Annotated in this window: 17 protein-coding genes; 13 read left to right on the forward strand and 4 right to left on the reverse strand. The window is 31.6% G+C overall.

Annotation, left to right across the window (positions count from 1 at the left end; translation table 11 throughout):
- Positions 1 to 3: 3 nt before the first annotated feature.
- From ATE90_RS07930 to ATE90_RS07965, 8 genes are all read left to right on the forward strand, one after another.
- Entirely contained in the window at positions 4 to 1,182 is a 1,179-nt protein-coding gene (locus ATE90_RS07930; protein ID WP_036785343.1) for a class I SAM-dependent methyltransferase, read from the forward strand.
- Positions 1,183 to 1,318: 136 nt separating this feature from the next.
- Complete coding sequence (fdhD, locus tag ATE90_RS07935) at positions 1,319 to 2,131, forward strand: formate dehydrogenase accessory sulfurtransferase FdhD (protein WP_036785340.1); 813 nt, start codon at positions 1,319 to 1,321, stop codon at positions 2,129 to 2,131.
- Entirely contained in the window at positions 2,124 to 4,415 is a 2,292-nt protein-coding gene (locus ATE90_RS07940; RefSeq protein WP_036785339.1) for an FdhF/YdeP family oxidoreductase, read from the forward strand. Before fdhD ends, ATE90_RS07940 begins: the two co-directional genes overlap by 8 nt.
- Positions 4,416 to 4,424: 9 nt before the next feature.
- Positions 4,425 to 5,951, forward strand: coding sequence for a hypothetical protein (locus tag ATE90_RS07945; protein WP_101451194.1), 1,527 nt, complete (start codon positions 4,425 to 4,427; stop codon positions 5,949 to 5,951).
- A 40-nt stretch (positions 5,952 to 5,991) separates the two neighbouring features.
- Positions 5,992 to 7,626, forward strand: a complete 1,635-nt coding sequence (locus tag ATE90_RS07950) for a beta-N-acetylhexosaminidase (protein WP_091953537.1) — start codon at positions 5,992 to 5,994, stop codon at positions 7,624 to 7,626.
- Between the two features lie 3 nt (positions 7,627 to 7,629).
- Complete coding sequence (locus tag ATE90_RS07955) at positions 7,630 to 8,724, forward strand: mevalonate kinase family protein (protein WP_036785333.1); 1,095 nt, start codon at positions 7,630 to 7,632, stop codon at positions 8,722 to 8,724.
- Positions 8,725 to 8,727: 3 nt separating this feature from the next.
- Positions 8,728 to 9,600, forward strand: coding sequence for a sugar phosphate nucleotidyltransferase (locus tag ATE90_RS07960; RefSeq protein ID WP_101451196.1), 873 nt, complete (start codon positions 8,728 to 8,730; stop codon positions 9,598 to 9,600).
- A gap of 52 nt (positions 9,601 to 9,652) precedes the next feature.
- The gene (locus ATE90_RS07965) at positions 9,653 to 11,464 is read left to right on the forward strand and encodes a sodium:solute symporter family protein (RefSeq protein WP_036785328.1); all 1,812 of its coding nucleotides are present in this window, start codon (positions 9,653 to 9,655) and stop codon (positions 11,462 to 11,464) included.
- An 813-nt stretch (positions 11,465 to 12,277) separates the two neighbouring features.
- Here ATE90_RS07965 and rluF read toward each other — a convergent pair.
- Positions 12,278 to 13,168 carry a 23S rRNA pseudouridine(2604) synthase RluF gene (gene rluF / locus ATE90_RS07970; RefSeq protein WP_101451198.1) on the reverse strand — a complete coding sequence of 297 codons (891 nt, stop codon included), beginning with the start codon at positions 13,166 to 13,168 and terminating at the stop codon, positions 12,278 to 12,280.
- Between the two features lie 33 nt (positions 13,169 to 13,201).
- Positions 13,202 to 13,804, reverse strand: coding sequence for an alpha-ketoglutarate-dependent dioxygenase AlkB family protein (locus ATE90_RS07975; protein WP_036785323.1), 603 nt, complete (start codon positions 13,802 to 13,804; stop codon positions 13,202 to 13,204).
- 355 nt (positions 13,805 to 14,159) lie between these two features.
- Between ATE90_RS07975 and ATE90_RS07980 the strand changes: the two genes are divergently transcribed.
- The 5 genes from ATE90_RS07980 to ATE90_RS08000 all read left to right on the forward strand — a co-directional run bounded on the left by ATE90_RS07980 (position 14,160) and on the right by ATE90_RS08000 (position 18,552).
- A complete protein-coding gene (locus ATE90_RS07980; protein WP_036785320.1) occupies positions 14,160 to 14,627 on the forward strand; it encodes a hypothetical protein in 468 nt (155 codons plus the stop codon).
- Between the two features lie 168 nt (positions 14,628 to 14,795).
- Positions 14,796 to 15,338, forward strand: a complete 543-nt coding sequence (locus ATE90_RS07985; RefSeq protein WP_036785317.1) for a DUF5655 domain-containing protein — start codon at positions 14,796 to 14,798, stop codon at positions 15,336 to 15,338.
- 151 nt (positions 15,339 to 15,489) lie between these two features.
- Complete coding sequence (locus ATE90_RS07990; RefSeq protein ID WP_101451200.1) at positions 15,490 to 16,422, forward strand: NAD-dependent epimerase/dehydratase family protein; 933 nt, start codon at positions 15,490 to 15,492, stop codon at positions 16,420 to 16,422.
- 2 nt (positions 16,423 to 16,424) lie between these two features.
- Positions 16,425 to 17,261 carry an ion transporter gene (locus ATE90_RS07995; RefSeq protein ID WP_254712307.1) on the forward strand — a complete coding sequence of 279 codons (837 nt, stop codon included), beginning with the start codon at positions 16,425 to 16,427 and terminating at the stop codon, positions 17,259 to 17,261.
- 97 nt (positions 17,262 to 17,358) lie between these two features.
- Positions 17,359 to 18,552: a cation:proton antiporter gene (locus ATE90_RS08000; protein ID WP_036785312.1), complete on the forward strand. Its 1,194-nt coding sequence runs from the start codon at positions 17,359 to 17,361 to the stop codon at positions 18,550 to 18,552.
- A gap of 335 nt (positions 18,553 to 18,887) precedes the next feature.
- Here ATE90_RS08000 and ATE90_RS08005 read toward each other — a convergent pair whose 3' ends face one another.
- Both ATE90_RS08005 and ATE90_RS08010 read right to left on the reverse strand, forming a co-directional pair.
- Positions 18,888 to 20,249 (reverse strand): glycoside hydrolase family 16 protein, encoded by a 1,362-nt coding sequence (locus ATE90_RS08005; RefSeq protein ID WP_162178843.1) that lies wholly within the window; start codon positions 20,247 to 20,249, stop codon positions 18,888 to 18,890.
- A gap of 218 nt (positions 20,250 to 20,467) precedes the next feature.
- The gene (locus ATE90_RS08010) at positions 20,468 to 21,583 is read right to left on the reverse strand and encodes a helix-turn-helix domain-containing protein (RefSeq protein ID WP_036785310.1); all 1,116 of its coding nucleotides are present in this window, start codon (positions 21,581 to 21,583) and stop codon (positions 20,468 to 20,470) included.
- Between the last annotated feature and the right edge of the window lie 205 nt (positions 21,584 to 21,788).

Below are 21,788 nucleotides of genomic sequence, written 5' to 3' on the forward strand. Positions count from 1 at the left end.
TCTTTGAATACTGCCATATTACATCCGAAAGTTCAGCAATTTATTGCTAACAATTTAAAATCTAACATCACTAAACTGATTTTAAAAGGGAGCCCTTTTGATTTGATTTCTATACAAGAATTGGCAAATCAGATTATTGCAAAACAAAAATCTGAACAAAAGTTACCAACTTGGTTTTCTGCTAAAAATATTTACTATCCGCCAAAACTCAGCATTGAACAAACATCATCAGAAATTACTGCAGATTACAAATCAAAATTTATTTCTGGAAATGCCATCATTGATATTACTGGTGGTTTTGGAGTTGATTGTTGCTATTTTTCTAAGCAATTTAAAAAGGTAATTCACTGTGAAATTAACGAAGACCTATCAACAATTGTAAAACACAATTATCAACAATTAAACATAAAAAACATTCAGACAGTTTGTGATGATGGCATAACTTTTTTAAAAAATACAGACACAACTTTTGATTGCATTTATATTGACCCTTCAAGAAGAAATGAGGTGAAGGGAAAAGTTTTTTTACTAAAAGATTGTCTACCGAATGTACCAGAAAATATTGATTTTTTATTCACAAAAACAGCACAAATTCTATTAAAAAACTCTCCAATATTAGATATTTCGAGTGTTATCTCAGAATTAAATTTTGTAAAAGAGGTGCATATAATTGCTCTGCAAAACGAAGTGAAAGAAGTACTTTTTTTATTAGAAAAAAACTACAAAGAAGAGATTCAAATAAAGACAATCAACATTCGAAAAGAAGACTTTCAAAGATTTGATTTTAAATTAAAAGAAACCGTAACTTCAAATTATTCGGCACCACTCTCCTATTTATATGTACCGAATGCAGCCATTTTAAAATCTGGCGCATTTCATCAAGTATCAAAACAATTAAATGTATTTAAAGTACATCAACATTCACATCTATACACATCAAACGAAATAATTGATTTCCCTGGAAGAGTTTTTAAAGTTGAAAATGTTATTCCATATCATAAAAAGAAAATCAAAAATTTTCTATCCGAAGACAAAGCGAATATTACGATAAGAAACTTCCCGAAAACTGTTAATCAAATTAGGAAAGAAACAAAAATTAAAGATGGTGGTAATTCTTATTTATTTTTCACCACGCTTAAAAACAATCAATTAGTGGTTATTTGTTGTAAAAAAACTGGATAGCGTGCAGAACAAAAAAACATAATTATTTTACGCTTAAGACCTCAAAAAAGAAGTCCCAAATAGACATTCAGCAATTTTGTTTTTTTAACAACTATTTTTTTCATTAAGTTTGTATAGAAAGCGTAACTTTTCATTCATGCAAACGATTACATATCAGGCAATAAAAATTAATCAAAACACACAGATGTCTACTCAAGATGTTTTGGTTTTAGAAGCTCCATTGCAAATAAATATTAATAATGAACCATACACGGTTGTCATGAGGACACCTGATAATGATAAAGAATTAATAAGAGGTTTGCTATTTGCGGAAGATATTTATAAGAGTGAAAAAACTTTAACTTTTCAAATTGACAAAGAAAATAGTGGCATTACTTCTATTATAAACGTTACGATTTCAAAAGATTTATTAGGAAAAGGTTACCTCAATAAAAGAACTTTATTATCAGTTTCTTCCTGCGGAATTTGTGGTAAAAAAGAACTCAAAGACATAAAAGTTGAAGGAGAAAAATTCGCTCAAATTAATTCATTTTCAAGTGAGATGTTACATGAAATGTTTATAACAATGAATCGTTTTCAAAATACTTTTAAAAATTCTGGAGGTAGTCATGCTGCTTCCATTTTTAATAAAAAACAAGAATTCTTAACGATTAAAGAGGATATTGGAAGACATAATGCCGTTGATAAAGTCATTGGAGATTTATTGATTAAAGACTATTTAAAACATGCACATTACCTTTTTGTAAGTGGACGCGTTTCTTACGAAATTGTTTCAAAAGCATTCATCGCAAAAATACCAATAATTGTTGCGGTTTCTGCTTGTTCTTCCTTAGCCGTTGACTTTGCCAAAGAGTTTGGAATCTGTTTAATCGGGTTTACTAGGGAGCAAAAAATGACTATTTACTCAAACCCATCCTTTGTTAAAACATCAATCGGTCATCATGTCTAAAAACCCTAAAGAACAACCACCAGAAAAATTAACGGGAATTCAATTAACAAAAGTTCCTGAAACATCTGTGGGTATTAAAGCAATTTTATCTGCATTAACGCACGTAAAGATTGAGGTTGGCATCGTAAAAGGCATTAGTTTATTAAAAAATTTAAATCAAAAAAATGGATTTGACTGCCCCGGTTGTGCATGGCCAGATCCTGATGAGAAAAGAGCTTTTTTAGCTGAATATTGCGAAAATGGTGCAAAAGCAGTCGCTGAAGAAGCAACTAAAAATAAAGTTACTCCGTTATTCTTTGCTACAAATTCGATACAAGAATTATCTGAATTATCAGATTATGAAATCGGAAAAAGCGGACGAATTACACATCCAATGTATCTCCCAGAAGGAAAAAATAATTATGAAGAAATTTCTTGGAGTAAAGCCTTTCATTTAATTGCTGAAGAATTAAATACGTTAAACTCTCCTGATGAAGCTATTTTTTATACCTCTGGAAGAACAAGTAATGAAGCCGCATTTTTGTATCAACTTTTTGTACGGCAATTCGGAACTAATAATTTACCAGATTGCTCTAATATGTGTCATGAATCGAGTGGAGCTGCGCTTTCTGAAACTTTAGGAATTGGAAAAGGATCTGTTACGCTAGATGACTTTAATCATGCAGATTTGGTAATTGTAATTGGGCAAAACCCTGGAACAAACCATCCAAGAATGTTAACTGCTTTAAGCGAAACGAAAAAAAGAGGCGGAAAAATCATGACTATTAATCCACTTCCAGAAGTGGGTTTAATGAATTATAAAGATCCACAAAACCCTCTAAAATGGTTTGGAAAGGGGCAAGATTTAACAGATTTATTTCTACAAGTAAAAATAAATGGTGATGTTGCTTTATTAAAAATCATCTTAAAATTGATGAAAGAAAAAGAAGATGCTGAACCAAATTCTGTATTTAATCATCAATTTATCCAAGAAAAAACAGTTGGCATTGATGATTTACTAAAAGATTTAGACACCTATTCGATTGATTATTTAATACCACAAACTGGGCTATCCATAGAAAAAATAAAAGAAGCTGCATCGCTCATTATCAATAATGATAAAGTGATTATTTGTTGGGCTATGGGTTTAACACAGCATAAAAATGCCGTTGATAATATTCGTGAAGTTGTAAATATTCTACTTTTAAAAGGAAGTATCGGAAAGAAAGGTGCAGGAACTTGTCCTGTTCGTGGACATTCAAATGTTCAAGGAGACAGAACTATGGGGATTTGGGAAAGACCGAAAGCTTCTTTTTTAGACAGTTTAGAAAAAGAATTTAAGTTTAAAGCTCCCAGAAAATATGGTTTTGATGTTGTTGAAGCAATTGAAGCGATGTCTCAAAAAAAGGCAAAAGTATTTTTTGGAATGGGAGGAAATTTTATTTCTGCAACTCCAGATACCACATTTACCGCAGATGCTTTGCGCAACTGTAACTTAACAGTTCAAGTATCTACAAAATTAAATCGAAGTCATTTAATCACGGGTAAAAAAGCACTGATTTTACCTTGTTTAGGACGTTCAGAAAAAGATTATCAAACTTCTGGAGCACAATTTGTTTCTGTAGAAAATTCAATGGGTGTTGTGCATCAATCTAAAGGACACCTAAAACCCTGTTCTAAAGAATTAATGAGTGAAACTGCCATTGTAGCAAATTTGGCTAATGTTACTTTAAAGAATTCAACCACAAATTGGATAGATTTAACTAATAACTACGATTTAATTCGTGATAAGATTGAAGCTACAATTCCTGGTTTTAAAAACTTTAATAAACGCGTAAGAATTAAAGGTGGATTCTATTTACCAAACAATGCAAGAGATAATAACTTTAAAACTACAACTACAGGAAAAGCAAACTTTAGCATTAACAAACCCTCTGAAATCAAATTAGAAAACAATCAATTTATGATGATGACAATACGAACTCATGATCAATACAACACCACAATTTATGGATTAAATGACAGATACAGAGGGGTTTTAAATGAAAGAAGAGTTGTTTTTATGAATGTTGATGATATGAAAATTTTGGGTTTACAAAAACTAGATTTGGTTGATTTAACTAGTCATTTTAACAATGAAGTAAGAGAAGCAAAAGGTTTTCTGGCAATTCCATATAGTATACCAAAACACTGTACAGCAACCTATTTTCCTGAGGCAAATGTGTTAGTTCCTTTAAAAAGTAAAGCAGATATTAGTAATACTCCTGCTTCAAAAACAGTAATCATTACTATCAAAAAAAGATAATTTTAAACTATGAAAAAGATTTTATTTGTATTTGCACTTGTGTTATCTGGTCAATTACTTGATGCACAAAATGAAATAGTGCCTAAAAAAAAGAGTCAAAAAGCATTTGCAAAACTAGATTTTCTCTCTCTTGATTTGCCTAAAGATGACCCAAATATGGGTTTTACAGGAATTCATTACAATCTAATGTTAAATGATTGGTCTTACGCAGGCTTAGGTATTTACGGAGCCATTTCTGGTAACAAAGGAGGCTTTTTTACGTTGGGTGTTAATGCCGGAATTAAAAAATATGTATCAGATGTTTTTTATATGGACGCAGGATTTCATTTTGGTGGTGGAGGTGGCGCTGGCGCCCCTGATGGTGGAGGAGCATTTATACTACCTCACTTTAATTTAGGTTACAATTTCAAGCATTTTTCTATCAATTCTGGGTGGAGTTATGTTGACTTTTTTGATGGTGGAAATATAAAAGGACATCAATTAAATTTAGGACTTGAAATTCCTCTAGGATATTCATTTTCTAATTATGAGGCTTCAGAAAATGAATTCAATTTTGAAATGTTAGAACGATCTAGTTGGAACGTAAACTCAAAAAGAACTTCTTTAATGCTTCATTTAAATAATTTAAAAATTGAGGGTGATGATACAAATATTAATGTTCAAAAATTTAATAGAGCAACCATTCGACTTGCTGGTTTTGAATTGGCTACATACTTTTCTAAAAACTGGTTTAGTTTCTTAAAAGTGGATGGTGCCTTTGATGGAATAAAAGCAGGCTATATGGACGTATTTTTAGGTGGTGGATATCACTTTTCATTTAATAAAAACCGAACAAATATACTAGCAAAATTCGGCGTAGGTGCCGGCGGGGGCGGCGGTGTAGATACGAAAGGTGGTTTTTTAATGTATCCTGACATTTCTTTAGAACAAAAACTTTTCAAGAATACTTTTCTATCTATAAATAAAGGTTTCGTAATGTCTCCAGATTCACATTTTTACACGTCATCTTTTGGAGTTGGGTTAAAATATTATATTGATAGAAATGGAATTATATCTGAAGAAAAATCTTTCTCTAAAGGAAAATTTAAAGGTATAGAAGTGATTACCAAACAAGACCTTTATTTTAATGCGAAAAGAGATGGGAACCCAACAGAAAACTTACACCAAATTTCTTTACAAATAAATTTAAACTTGAATAAGAACATCTATGTTACGGGTCAAACTTCTTTTGCAAACTTTGGAAATGCAGGAGCTTATGCAGAAGGAATTGTTGGTTTAGGCACTAGAACAAATCCTCTATTAAAAGATAAAGTTATCTTTTTTGGGCAAATTTTAGGAGGAGCAGCCGGAGGCGGAGACATTAGTACTGGTGAAGGTTTCATTGTAAAACCAAGTGCTGGTCTCAGCTACAAACTTAATAATACACTCAGTTTTAGAACTGCTGCAGGTTTTGTAAAAGCAAAAGGCGGAAATTTAAGCAACCCCTTTGTCAATTTTGGGATAAAATATCATTTATCATTTTTAAAAATGAATTGATAAAAAACCCCTATTTTTAAAAAATAAAATTTTGATAAACATGAAAGGTAAAATTCTCTTTACATTTATTTCTTTTCTTTTTATTCATATTTTGACGACAAATTCGCAAGACATCAATATTATTCCGAAACCTCAAGAGTTTTCTTTTGGCAAAAATACTTTTGTTATTGATGAAAACACGCTCATTATCAGCCTAAAAGAAAGTGAAAAATCAGCGAAAATATTACAAAAATACTTTAAAGAAAATTTTAATTTACAACTAAAAGCTGCTGAATTTCACAGTTTTAAAAAAAAATCGATTTATTTTAAAACGAATAATAACTTAGCCGATGAAGCTTATGAATTGTCGGTTTCTGAAGATGGAATTACGATTTGTGCTTTAGATGATAAAGGTTGGTTTTATGCGGTTCAAAGTTTAATGCAATATTGTTCTTCCAGTTCTTATTTTTCTAAATATGAAAAATTAATAAATCTAAAAGAAGTTACAATTAAAGATGCCCCGAGATTTAAATGGAGAGCTTTTATGTTGGATGAAGCACGGTATTTTAAAGGAATGCAACAAGTAAAAATACTGCTAGATGAAATGGCTTTTTTAAAGATGAATGTTTTTCATTGGCATTTAGTCGATGATCAAGGTTGGAGAATAGAAATAAAAAAATATCCAAAACTTACTGAAGTTGGTTCTAAAAGAAAAAGTACACAGGTTGGCGCTTTAATGTGGGAAAGTCCCATACAATCGGCAGAACCACATGAAGGTTTTTATACCCAAGAACAGATTAAAGAGCTCATACAATATGCAAAAGAAAGACATATTACGATAGTTCCAGAAATAGAAATGCCAGGCCATTCCTCAGCTGCCATTGCTTCTTATTCTTGGTTAGGAACTTCCCAGAAAGAGATAGAAGTTCCTATTAAATTTGGAGTGGGTAAAGATGTGTATGATGTAACAAATCCAAGAGTATCAAAATTTTTAACGGATGTTTTAGATGAAGTGATGGGTCTTTTTCCATCCAAAGTGATTCATATAGGCGGAGATGAAGTAAAATACAATCATTGGAAATCTTCACTTTCTGTAAGAAAATACATGAAAGAAAAAGAATTGAAAACGCCTGCTGATTTGCAAGTTTATTTTACGAATAACATTTCTAAATACTTACAAAAGAAAGGTCGAAGGATGATGGGATGGAATGAAATTATGGGACACAATTTGCATTATTACCAAAATAAAGAAGATACCAAAACGACTCAAACGTTAGCAAAAGAGAGTATTGTTCATTTTTGGAAAGGCGATATTGATCTAATTACAACTGCTGCAAGTAATGGATATGAAATTGTAAACTCGCTCCACTCCTACACCTACTTAGATTATAAATATATAGACTTACCGCTGTCTAAAGCCTACTCTTTTAATCCGATTCCCAAAAAACTAGACACAAAATACCATGACAAAATTATTGGTTTAGGTGCCCAAATGTGGGGAGAATGGATTCCGACAAATGGTGAGATGCATTTTAGAGTTTTTCCAAGAATAGCTGCATATGCAGAAATTGGCTGGACAAAAAACGAAAATAAAAATTTTAAAACTTTTAAAACAGCTCTAAAGAATCTTCAAAACAGATGGGAGAAAAAAGGAATTTATTTTGCTGATGATAAATTTGTAGAAAAAAACAAATAACTTTTGAGAGAAATTATATCTATAGCGCCAGGAAGAACTTGTTTGTTTGGAGACCATCAAGACTATTTAGGTTTACCAATTATTGCTTGTGCAATTAATAGACATATTACGTTAAAAGCTCGAGAAAACAATTCAAATAATTTCATTATTAATTTGCCCGATATCAACCAAACAAGAATCATTCCTATAAGTGAGAAGGCACTAAATTTAGAGAAAGAAGACTTTTTTATGTCGGCCCTTAAAGTTCTGCAGCGCTATCATTGCATTCCTAATACTGGTTATGAAATTGAGATTACAGGCAGTATTCCGATCAATGCAGGTGTTTCTAGTTCTTCTGCTTTAGTAGTTACTTGGGTTCAATTTTTACTAAAAGCCTTCGGCCCCAATGAATTATTGACTCCAGAATCGGTAGGCCAATTAACTTTTGAATCAGAAGTTTTAGAATTTCATAATCCTGGAGGAAAAATGGATCAATTTAGTATTGGCATTGGAAATATCATTTATTTAGAAACTGGCAATGATTTTTCTTATGAAGTTTTACAAGCTCCTTTATCAGGATTAATTTTGGCAGAATCTGGCGTTCCAAAGGAAACTATAGGGTTGCTAAAAAGAGTGAAAGAAAACGCTTGGAAAGCGATCACTGAGGTACAAAAAAGGATTCCAGAATTTAAAATTGAAGAATCCAAAGTTGAAGATTTAGAAATGTATCTTTCATTTTTAACAGATGATTTAAAACCTTATTTAGAGGCTGCTATTGGTAATTTTAACATTACAAAAAAAGCACTTTTAGAGTTCAAAAAAGAAGTTTTAGACCTGCAAGAAATTGGTGATTTAATGAATCAACATCATCATTATTTAAAAAATCTTTTAAAAATTACAGTTCCTAAAATTGATACGATGATTGATGCTGCTTTAAATGCAGGTGCCTTGGGAGCTAAAATTGTAGGTTCTGGAGGTGGAGGTAGTATTGCAGTGATATCTCCCAAAAATAAAGAAGCACAAATTATAAAAGCAATTTTAAATGCCGGCGCTAAAGATGCCTATTGCGTTGCGGTTGCTAAAGGTGCTAATGTCTCAGAAATAAATTTATTGAAATAAAATATGCATGATAACTTAATTATTCTGGCTGGCGGAATGTCTTCTAGAATGAAAAAACCTGCAACTTCAGACAAATTGAGTAAAGAAGAGGAAGAGGAAGCAAATATTAAAAGTAAAAGTTTAATTCGTGTCGGTCATGAAGGCAGGCCTTTAATGGATTACCTGTTATACAATGCAAAAAAAGCAGGTTATAAAAACATCTACCTTGTTATCAATGAAAAAAATAGTTTATTCAAAGAATTTTATGGAGTACGTAGTACCCAAAATAATTTTAAGAATTTAACCATTTCTTATGCCATACAATACATTCCAGAAAACAGGACGAAACCTTTGGGTACTGCAGACGCTGTTTTTCAGGCAGTTGAACAGTTTCCTGAATTAAAAACTCAACAATTTACAGTGTGTAATAGTGATAATTTATATTCAGAAAAAGCATTCAAAAAGTTAAGTGAAACGAGCAATTTAAATGCATTTATAAGCTACGACAGAGATGCATTAGAATTCTCATTAGAAAAAATTTTAAGTTTTGCCATTGTTAATCTGGATACTGAAAATTATCTTAAAAATATTATTGAAAAACCATCCGTAGAAACTGCCAATACGAGCAAAGATGACTTTGGTAAAATAAGAGTGAGTATGAATATTTTTAAATTGGATGGAAACATGATATATCCTTATTTAAAGAACTGCCCAACGCACTCAACAAGAAAAGAAAAAGAATTACCAACAGCTATTTTAAATATGGCAAAAGAAAATGCTAAAGCGGTGCAAGGGATTCCTATTTCTGAACATGTGCCAGATTTAACTTCAAAAGAGGATATTGTCATTTTAAAAGAATATCTAAAAAAGCATTTTCCAAATAAGTTAAACTGGTAAATTTTAAATATATATATTGCAATACTACTAAACAAGAACGAAATAGCTTTTCATGATAACATTAAGTACTTTAGATTATGTGTTAATTTTTACTTTTTTTGCAATTACATTATCAATAGGAGTCTATGTATCCAAAAAATCAGGAAAAAACTCAACTGAGTTTTTCCTTTCAGGAAGAACTATGCCTTGGTGGTTGTTAGGTATTTCTATGGTTGCCACAACTTTCTCCACAGACACGCCAAATTTTGTAACAGATATTGTAAGAAAAGATGGTGTTTCTGCAAACTGGATGTGGTGGGCTTTTTTAATTACAGGTTTACTAACTGTTTTTGTCTATGCAAAATTATGGAGAAAATCAAATGTGAATACAGATATTGAATTTTATGAATTGCGTTATGGCGGAAAACCAGCAAAATTTTTAAGAGTCTTTAGAGCCCTATACTTGGGCTTATTATTCAATGTTTTTGCCATGGCGGGTGTTACGTTAGCAGCTATAAAAATCGGTAGTATCATGCTAGGTTTACAACCTTGGGAAACCATTTTATACGCAGGTTCTGTTACTGTTATTTTTAGCGCTTTAGGTGGTTTTAAAGGTGTTATTTATACAGATTTTATATTATTTTTTGTTGCGATGGCAGGTGCTATTGGTGCTGCGATTTACTTAGTAAACCTGCCAGAAATTGGAGGAATACAAGCTTTAATTACGCATGAAAATGTTGTGAACAAATTATCAATTTTACCAGATTTTAATAATACCGAAGCCATTATCACCCTTTTGATTATTCCTTTAGCGGTGCAATGGTGGAGCTCTTGGTATCCAGGTGCAGAGCCTGGTGGCGGAGGATATATCGCCCAAAGAATGTTAGCGGCAAAGGATGAAAACCATGCAATTGGGGCTACTTTTTTCTTCAATATTATGCATTATGCTTTGCGTCCTTGGCCATGGATTTTAGTGGCTTTGGCTTCCTTAATTATTTTTCCGGATGTAGCCAGCATCCAAGAAGCTTTCCCGAATATCCCTCAAGATAAATTAGGTCATGATTTAGCGTACTCTGCAATGTTAACAAAGTTACCTAGTGGCCTTTTAGGATTGGTATTAGCCTCCTTAATTGCAGCATATATGTCTACAATTTCTACACATTTAAACTGGGGTTCATCCTATATGGTAAATGATTTTTATAAGCAACAAATTAAAAAAAATGCTTCAGAAAAAGAATTGGTTTTAGTGGGTAGAATTTCAACCATAGCTTTAATGATTTTTAGCGCACTATTTGCTTTGTATCTTCAAAATGCAAAACAACTTTTTGACATCATTATCATGTTCGGAGCAGGAACAGGACTTATCTTTATTTTAAGATGGTTTTGGTGGCGTATTAATGCTTGGAGTGAAATTTCTGCAATGATTGTTTCTGGAATTGTTTCATTATTATTTTCTTCAGAAGCCATTAGTACTGCTCTTTTTGGCAATGAAGGTATGATGCCAAATTGGGCAAAATTTCCAATGGTTGTATTCATAACAACCGTAGTTTGGCTGCTTGTTACTTTTATAACGAAACCCGAAAAAGTAAAAGTTTTACAATCTTTTTATGAGAAAACCCAACCTGGTGGACCGGGATGGTCAAAAATTATTCAGGAAGCATTAAAAGAAAATATTATACTGAAAGAAAAAGAAAATCCATGGAGTGTTCCTTCTGGCATATTAGCAATGCTTTTAGGATGTGTATTAATTTATAGTTGTCTTTTTACAACCGGATACTGGATTTACGGAGCATATAAAATTGCTATGGTCACATCTATTTTAGCTGCTGTTTCAGGTCTATTATTGGTGAAGGTTTGGAAAAAAATAAGAGTAGATATTTTATAATAACAACTGGTATTTAATTTCTACAAAATTAATAATTGAAATTACCATTAATACCACCGGCCATGCAAAAAAAATAAAAGGCTTTTCATTATTACCTCTTTCATTTATTTCATGCCCTCTAAAGGTAGGAAAATGTTTTTTAGCTTAACATAATTGTTTTTGACCTGAAATAAAGATATTTTTAAAAATAACTTGTGATATTTATAAAGAATAGTTCATTTAAGTGAATAACTATATTGAATCATTTCTTTTATGAACTTTTAAATCTTATGGTTATGTTCAAAAGCACAATACAACAAATTATTCTTTTTATTATAACCTCAATTGTAACATATCAATCGGGAAAGTACTTAATTGCAATAGATGAACTTGAATCTTTCAAAGATTTATTGATTTTAACGATTTTCTTTATTTCGATGATATTTTTCATCAATCATCTCACAAGATTAATGAGAAAACTAATAGGATTTTTTAGTCTCTAGCTGCGTGTTTATCATTTATACACCACCACAAAAAACAGCTATTTGCTCTCTGAAAAAAGGACTATGCACATATACAATTTCGGCAACAGTGTGTTCCAAAAAAAATAAAGTCTTTAAATTACTGTTCGTTTCTTTTTAGATTTATTTTTTTTTCCGGACTTCTAAAATTCTAAATCTTTTGAATTTGCACTTATCTCAATATTGCCTTTGTTTCTCAGTGAAGTTTTAACATGGTCTTGTAAATAATTGATAGAGGATTTAAAAAAAATATTGAGGTAAAAAGCCTAATCTTAATCCTGAATAACATCAGGAGAAAAGAACATCCAAAAAATTAATACCTTTTCTTTTTCGAAGAAAAACTGCCAGTGTTTCTTTTACTTTTTGCTGACGACTTTCTAAATGAGGCACTTTTTTTGTTGAAATCGGTTTTTGCAGGTGCTTTATTTCTTTTCGGTTTTGCTTGTTTTGGTTTCTCCTTAACCAAAGATGCTTCTTCCGTTTTTGAAGAGCTAGAAATCATTTTATTGATTTCTTTCATCTCCTCCTCCGTTAATTCTCGCCAATCTCCAGCTTGCAAATAGCCGAGATCAACATTCATAATTCTGGTTCGCTTTAGCTTGGTCACTTCATAGTCTAAATATTCGCACATTCTACGAATTTGTCGATTTAAACCTTGTGTTAAAATAATTTTAAAGATTTTATCACTTACTTTTTCTACAAAACATTTTTTAGTAACTGTTCCTAAAATCGGAATTCCATTTCCCATGCTTGCCAAAAAATCATCTGTAATCGATTTATTTACAGTAACAAAATATTCTTTCTCATGATTGTTTCCAGCCCTCAAAATTTTGTTGACAATATCCCCGTCGTTTGTTAAAAAAATTAAACCTTCCGAAGGTTTGTCTAAACGACCAATTGGAAATAATCTTTCTGGGTAATTTAAATGCTTTACAATGTTATTGGGTTCTCTTTCGTCTGTCGTGGAGACGATACCAATAGGTTTATTTAAAGCAATATATAGGGTGCTGTTTTTGGGCACTACCAATCGCCCATCTAATTTTACAACATCGTTTTTAGCGACTCTATTTCCTAATTGAGTTGGTTTTCCATTGATTGTAACCCTACCCTCATTTATAAATTTTTCAGCTTCTCTACGAGAGCAAACACCTGAAGAACTTATATATTTATTTAAGTTTATGGATTGTTGGTTTGTGTTTTCCAATGAAAAATATTTTCTGTAAAAGTAAGTATAAGATTATAATTCTATAGTTCTAAAAGTTAAATTAATTCTGGGTGAGTTTACTTTTTTTGTTGGCGGTAATCTATGAAGCCAATTTGTTTGAGTTCCTTTTTTCATCACCAATAAACTTCCATTTTCTAAAATTACATCTATACGCTGCTTATTCGCTTTATGTTTAAAAGAAAATTTACGCTCAGCGCCCAAAGACAAAGAAGCTATTGCGCCATTTTTCTTTAACATTTTTTCTCCATCAGCGTGATAGGCCATACCCTCTTCCCCAGAATGGTATAAATTTAACAAACAAGAATTATAGGTTTCGCCACTTTCTTTTTCCACTATTGCTTTCAACTCGAGCAGTTCTTTTGTAAAAATAGTAGCCATTTTTGTCACTTTAGAATACGTATAAGAGAATTCTGATGTGCCATACCAAGCGACTTTTCGTTTGGTAATGATTTTTTTGCCAAATAGCATTGCTTCATCATTCTTAAATTGAATGGTTTTCAGTAATTGATTATAGTAAAAAGTACATTTTTCCTTATCTAAAATTATTCCATGATAATTTGTAATACCGTCGAACGGTAAAATATTTGTAATGATTTCTGAGTTAAATAAATCCATCTGTAAAAATAAAAAAACAATATTAGTAATAACAACATCTACCTAGGTATTCTAGATTTTATCATCTTCTTAAAGAAAGACCCATTTATTTGTTGACACATGCGTTAGGCTTGGTTGCCCAAAATTGATATTGTGAAGTAGAGGTTTATAACTAAGGAATAATAGTATTACCCAAAGTATTTTAATAAACCAAAACTTCTACAAATTTAAATGATTAAAAATTTCGAAATCGAACTGCAGTAGCCAATATTATTTTACAATCACTAAATTCCTAAAAAACGAATAACTAAGAACGTAGAAATAAACCTGAAATCAACATAAAAAATCTTTACTTTTACTCTTTAAAAAATAGATCATGAAAAAACTACTTTTATGTTTTCTTTTATCATTTTTTTTCTTAAAAAATAGTAAGGCCCAAGAATTATCTAATGGAAAAACAGAGCATTCTTTCTTTGAGTGGAATTTTGGAGTTGCCTTTATTTCTGATGTGAATTTCCCTATGCCAGGTACCTCGGTGCTTTGGGGTAAAACATTTATAAATGAAAATAATATTATTTTTGAATATGAAGCAGGTTTTGCACTTCCAACATTGGTAACGGGTAAAATAGGAATTGGTAAAAAGTTTAATAATACGAAAGTGATTGTTGGGATAAGACCTTTCCCATTCAATCTTTACCTGCAATCGAGTTTTCCTGCCGGAAAAAAAGGATATTGGATTGCAGCACTTGAATTGAATCCACTTAAGTACGAAACCATTTTGTCATTTGAGTCAAAAGGGATCTTGAGTTTTGGTTATAGATGGAATCTACCTTCTAAAAATTAGAAAGCGTTTTGGCTGCAACGTACTTAAAAAATCACTAAATTAGTTTCGAAAAAAGGTAGTCGTATTTTAATGTGTTTGTTTTTATTCGAAAATCCTTCACAAAAAAAACCACAAAGTTCCTTCAGCAAAGACTGTGTGTAACAGATTAAAAACTAAAATAGTATTCCTATGGAGAAAGCACTCAAAACAATGATTGAAAATATGCCCGAAAAAACGGGAAAATCATTAAAGGAATGGAAAATAATCTTAAAAGAAAAAGCTTTTAAAAAACATTCAGAAGGCGTCAATTACTTAAAAACAACGCATGAAGTTACACACGGATTCGCAAATACGATTGTAACACTCTCCAAAGAAGAAGATAATGCTACCCAAGACCTTCTTAAAAATCAGTACTTGGGGAAAGAAAATTTATTACCGATATACATGGCACTGATCACCTATATCGAATCACTAGGGAATGATGTAACGATAACACCCAAAAAAGGAAGTGTAAGTGTCCTTAGGAAGCGACAATTTATTTTGATCAAACCAGCAACTAAAACAAGAATTGATTTAGGTCTAAAGTTAAAAGAGAAACCTACTACAGAAAGGCTCGAAAACTCTGGTCCTTTTGGAACAATGTGCACACATCGCGTAAGAATATCAGAATTGATGGACATCAACGAAGAATTAAAAAAATGGATAAAAGAAGCCTACGAAAAATCCATATAAACGAGCTAACATAAAATTTAAAATAAATAAATAGCACTGTATATCCTCGAAAAACCTTTCGATTTTTCCTCGGACTCATTTTCTTTTAGTAATTTAGATTTAGCGCACTCTAAAAACGAATCATGTTAGGCGTCATTTGAAAAAAAATAATATGCAGGTAATTCTAGGAGCGAACGGAATCATAGGAGAAGAATTGGCAAAAGAATTAATAGCGAATTATACGAATGACATAAAGTTAGTTGGTCGAAATCCTAAAAAAGTGCATGCCGAAGACATCTTATCCACAGGCGATTTACTCAAATACGAAGATGTCCATAAGGCATTAGAAAACGCTGAAATTGCATACATAACCGCTGGACTTCCTTATAGATCGGAAGTTTGGCTGCAAGATTGGCCTAAAATTATGCAAAATGTCATAGCAGGTTGTATTGCCCATAATTGTAAACTAGTGTACTTTGATAATACCTATGCATACCCTCAAGATAGCATACTTCAAACAGAAAGCACCCATTTAAAATCGAAAGGAAAGAAAGGGAAAGCTAAAAGAATGACTGCTGAAATCTTATTGAAAGCCATTAAAGAAAAAAAACTACATGCTGTCATTTGCAGAGCTCCTGAGTTTTACGGCCCAGGAAAAACGAAAGGGATTACAAATACGCTTATTTTCGAAAAGCTAAAAGCACATAAAAAACCAAAAATATTCCTAAAAGATACGGTCGTAAGAACTTTAATTTATACACCTGATGCTAGTAGGGCAATGGCATTGATTGGAAATACTCCAGATACGTATGGTCAAACTTGGCATCTTCCTTGCGATGATAATCGACTCACATACAAAGGAATATTAGCGGAAATCTCCATCCAATTAGACCGCACCATACCATATAAAGTATTAAATTCATTAGTATTAAAACTAGCTTCATTTTTTAATAAAGACATCAAAGAAACAGAAGAATTACTACCTCGTTATGCTATTGACAATATATTTGATTCCTCTAAGTTTAAGAATCGATTTCCAGATTTTAAAGTAACTTCCTATCAACAAGGAATTCGAAATATTATTGATGATTACGCTCTAAAATAAAAATGAACCCCAAAAATGAGTACAAGAAATTAGCCATGAAAAAGCAAAAAAAAATACTGAAAGAAACCGCAAATCTAGCCCATAATCTGAATGTAAGTACCAAAGAGAAAATAAGACAAATTATAGAAGGAAATGATCGAAAACTCAGTCCTATCTTCGATATAACAATTCAGGTTTTAATTGTTTTTTCCATAATAATATTCTCTATGGGAACTTTGCCGAACTTAACGCCCCTATGGCAGAATATTATAAATTATGTGGATATTTTATTCTATTCCATATTTGCAATCGAATATTTTTTGAGAATATATGTTTCAGACAAAAGACTAAAATATATTTTTAGTTTTTTTGGCATCGTAGACCTTTTAGCCATTCTTCCATTTTTATTTGCAAGACAATTCGATTTGAGAGCAATTAGGGCACTTCGAGTATTTCGTCTTACGCGTGTTTTAAAAATTTCAAGATATGATGAATCCCTAAAAACGTTTGCAATTGCAATTAAAATTATTAAACCTGAAATAACATTATTTTATATTATCACCAGTATCTTTCTTTTCTTGTCGGCTACAGGAATTTACTATTTTGAGCATGCAGTTCAGCCCATTGAATTTGCATCCGTTTTTCATAGCTTATGGTGGGCAATTATAACCATAACAACAGTTGGTTATGGCGATGTATATCCCATAACAATTGGTGGCAGAATATTTACTTTTGCAATATTACTTTTAAGTTTGGCAATTATTACAGTACCTACCGGATTAATTGCAAGCGCTTTATCAAAGGCAAGAAATATGGAAATTGAACAAAAAGAAAAGGAATCAAAAAATAAAGTAGACTAAGTTCACTTTTATGAAAATAAAAAAATAAATTTTATATCCTTATTTTTGAAGTCATAGACAAATCCAATAATCAAAAAAAATACTTAAACCTACAATTATGTACATCCATATAGCGTTATTGGCTTCATTCGTATTAATTTATAATTTATTTGCTGAAAAAATTGAAAAAACAGCTATTAATGGCCCTTTATTATATTTGATTTTTGGTATTGCAATTGGCCCCTTGTTTTTGAATGTTTTTGATATTCAGATAGAATATGAAAGTTATATGACACTTGCTGAATTAGCACTTGCTCTTGTCTTATTTACAGATGCCTCTAATGCAAACATCAGTGTTTTAAAAAAGAACATTAAAATTCCTTCGAAATTATTATTGATAGGGCTGCCCATAACCATCTTATTTGGCTATTTGGCAGGTGTTGCAATTTTTGATGGTTTTGGGTGGATTGAATTGGTAATTTTAGCCACTGCACTCGCCCCAACAGACGCAGCTTTAGGGAAATCTGTAGCAACCAATCCTAAAGTTCCTTCAAAAATTAGAGAATCTTTAAATGTAGAAAGTGGATTGAACGATGGAATTTGTGTACCTGTATTGCTATTGTTTATGGCACTATTTTCTTCATCAACTAGAGGAAGTATTGATTTTGAGTTTAGTTTAAGTTTATTTTTAAAGCAAATTGGTTATGGTGTTCTTATTGGTGGTCTAATTACTTTTGTAGGAGCAAAATTAATTACCTATAGCACCTCAAAAAACTGGATAAATGGACCTAGAAAAGCCGTTATAATTTTAGGGCTATCGTTTACTTGTTTCGCCTTAGCCCAATGGGCTGGTGGAAGCGGTTTTATCGCTTGTTTTTCGGGAGGCTTACTCTATGGCGCCATGCATATGAATAAAAATGAAGAATTGGTGGAAGCTGCAGAAGGTTTAGGCGATACTTTAGGTATGATAACTTGGATTATTTTTGGTTCAGCATTTGTTAGTGAATATATCTATGATTTTTCCATAGAAGTTGTTTTCTATGCTATTTTAAGTTTGACTTTTGTAAGAATGGTGCCCGTATTTTTGGTGTTATTTAAATCTGGTTTTAGTCCTTCTGAAAAATTATTTTCAGGATGGTTTGGACCAAGAGGATTGGCAAGTATTGTATTTGCAGTTATGATATTAGATTTAGAATTGCCGCATGAAGGAACCATCATTTTAACGATGATGTGCACTGTTTTTCTGAGTGTTGTTTTACATGGAATTACAGCAAAACCATTTATTTCATTATTGACAAAAAAAAGAAAATAAGATTATAATCTTTAAAAATTAAACAGAGTTGTAGCTCTTAAAATATTATATTTCTATTCTTACTAATTTTTAAAGTATTCATTTTTTATGATTCAATAAGTTCAAACAACTGATTCAATGGATAGATTTTGTTTTCTACAACAAAAAAATTCTATAAAATCATTATAAAAAAATCAAAATTCAGAACTCTATATTGGAAGATAAAAAATAGTGAAAATTTGCGTTTACTAATTAAAATAGGATGTCCTAATTAGACACCCTATCTATAATTCTAATAAGCTCTTACTTTTTAAAATTAACAAATTTACCTGATACAATCATGCGCATTGCATTCGTTACATCGCAAAGTAGATGTTATCTATGAGCACTGTTACTTCCACAAAAGCATCGTTAGCATCCTGAGGATTCCATATAGAAAATGGCACTGTTAATCCACTTATTTCCAAGCCAACAAAATCTGCTAATGGAATAGTATATTCTACAAAACCATTCGTAAGTTCAATCCCAGAATAATCTTTTAAAAATACAAGAGCATTTGTTGCACCTGCTTCCAATTTTATTTCAGCATTTACGAAAGTATCTGGTTTATTCAACGAAAATTTAATTTGATTGAAAGCACTGATATCAGTGGGAGTATCCAAGAGAAGATAAGCACCACCCCAATCACCAACGGAAAAATCGTATACTAAACTTTTATCGCCATTAATTGCGGTTGCAGAAGATGATATATCTGGTGCTCCAGGTCCATAAGCAATCACCGATAAACCTCCAAGACTGGTAAATGTATCTTGAATCGCATTATCGGCTATACCAACTTCAATTATTTGCCCTACAGTTTCCTCTGCAATATCTAATACAGGTGCCTCTGGTGATTCAAAGCCATCCTTAGAATACACTCTAATATAATCGGTATACATTGTTTGAGGAAATAGGGTTGTCTCATCAGTCTCACCTGGCCAGTTCCCTCCTACAGCAACATTTAAAATTAAATAAGCACTTCTAAGAAATTCTTTCATATCGTTTTCTATCAAAAACATATAACGTTTTTGACCATCTAAACTAAATGTTACTGACTCAGGTGTCCAGTCTAGTGTAAAAATATGGTATGCATCACTAAAATCGCCATCTGGCAAAACAGTAGAACCCTGCTTTTCTGCATGCTTATTTTCAGCACTTGTATAATGAAGCGTTGAATAAAATTTTGAAGGTTCATTACCTACTACTTCAGCAATATCTATTTCGCCACATCCTGGCCAGCTAATCTGGTCTTTATTATCTCCTAGCATCCAAATGGCAGGAAGTAAACCTTGACCTTTCGGCATTTTGGCTCTTACTTCGACACGCCCAAAACGTGCACTAAAAAGATTTTGTGTAGTAAGTTTTGCTGAAGTGTAGCCACCAGTAGTATCCTCCAATGCTGTAATAGCCAGAGCCGATACTTCCCCATCCTTAACGATACTTACATTTTCAGACCGCTGTGTATAAATTTGTTTTTCATTATTCCCCCAACCGACTGGCAAACCATAATCTGTTCCGTCACCAAGTTCATACGTCCAATTATTCGTATTTATTTCCGTAGCATTAAACTCATCACTCCATTCCAAGGTCCAACCTTCATATACTGTTGTAACCTCTTCTGATTCATTTGAAGCAGTATCATTGTCACATGATATCGTTATTGCGAAAAGCAGAAGCATTAATAAACCGATTGTTATTTTTTTCATAAGTTGAAATTTTAAAGTGAAATTCATAGAACTAGTATTGATATTTATGAGGTAACATCTCTATTGTGTCGAGAACGTTTTTTTTTACAAAACTAAAGGTTTGGATAGCACGAGTCGTCCAAAGATAGGATTCAGGACTATTTTTTCATTGAAAAAAAATATTTGTGACCTTTATTTTGGTTACCATGCAATCATTGTTTGTGCTGAAATGATTTTCGATAGGCTGTTGGAGTTCGTCCCGTTTGTTTTTTAAAAACATCATTAAATGCAGATTTCGAATTAAAACCGATGGTATAGCAAATTTCAAGTATTGTTTTCTGCTGTTGTTGTGGATCTTTTAGTTGTTCTATTGCAGCATTAATTCTACAAGAATTAATATAATCACAGAAATTTTGATCAAAATTCTCATTAATAACCTGTGAAAGATGTTTTGACTGAACATTGAGCTCTTGGGCTAGTTTTTTAATCGTTAGGTTGGGTGTTAAATAGTATTTATTTTCTATTACCTTATGTTGCAGCTTTTCGATAATCTTTTTTTTATCTGCTAAGGATAACTTAGAGTTCTTATATTTATTATTTTCAGTCGCATCATTGGTGTCTTTATTGTCCTCTAAAGAAATATCTATTATTTCCTGAGGAAGTTTAACGCCAATAAACAAAAAGGCGTTAATTAAAAATAACATTACCGTTTCAATCCCAAAGTTAATCGCCGTAGCCGCAGCATCAAAATTTAATTGTATTCTAATAACATTACTAATAAATCCCAGAATTAATATGATGATAAATGAGATAAGAACTAATCTCAATAATTTTAACCTCTGAAAATAGTCTTGAGTTAAATAGTCTTTCATGCTCACCTCATAACTTTTATAACTGTGTAAAGCCAATGAATAAAAAAGAATTGCCTGACAATAAAAATTAAAGGTTAGGAACGTATGAAATTCCAACCAATAGGCACCCCATAAAGATTCAGGTAAATACAGAAAAATGAGCCCTATGAAAAAAGGAATAGCTAAAAGAATCTTTTTTGGTTTGAATGCAATATCTTGTTGGGTGGCTTTAACAACAAAGAAATAAAATACTGGACTTAAAGAATATTCAAATAAAACCTTTAATAATCTAAAAAAATGGCTATCCGGAATGATCTGATAGTGCCAGCGAGAAACAGTCAAAATAAAAACAACAGACTGAATAAATAAAAATGCAGACATCCAATAATGAAATTGCTTTTTGCTTTTTGAAGTAATCACAACAAGTCCAAAAAATAAGAGCTGAAAAGCTGTAATCGTATAAAATATTTTTAGCATTTCTTCCCCTATAAAAATTCAGATTATTATGTATTGTAGCCTACTAATATAAAATAAAAGTTGTTAAAAAATTGGGCTTGAATTAATTTTGAGATTATTATTTTTTCTATTTAATCATATACAACTAGTACTCAGAACATTTGAGACAAAAAAATGTTCTACAGCAATTTCTATACGGTATGATGACCTATTTTCAGAAATAAAA

Source organism: Polaribacter sp. Hel1_33_96 (genome assembly GCF_002846595.1).
In the GTDB taxonomy this organism is placed as follows: domain Bacteria; phylum Bacteroidota; class Bacteroidia; order Flavobacteriales; family Flavobacteriaceae; genus Polaribacter.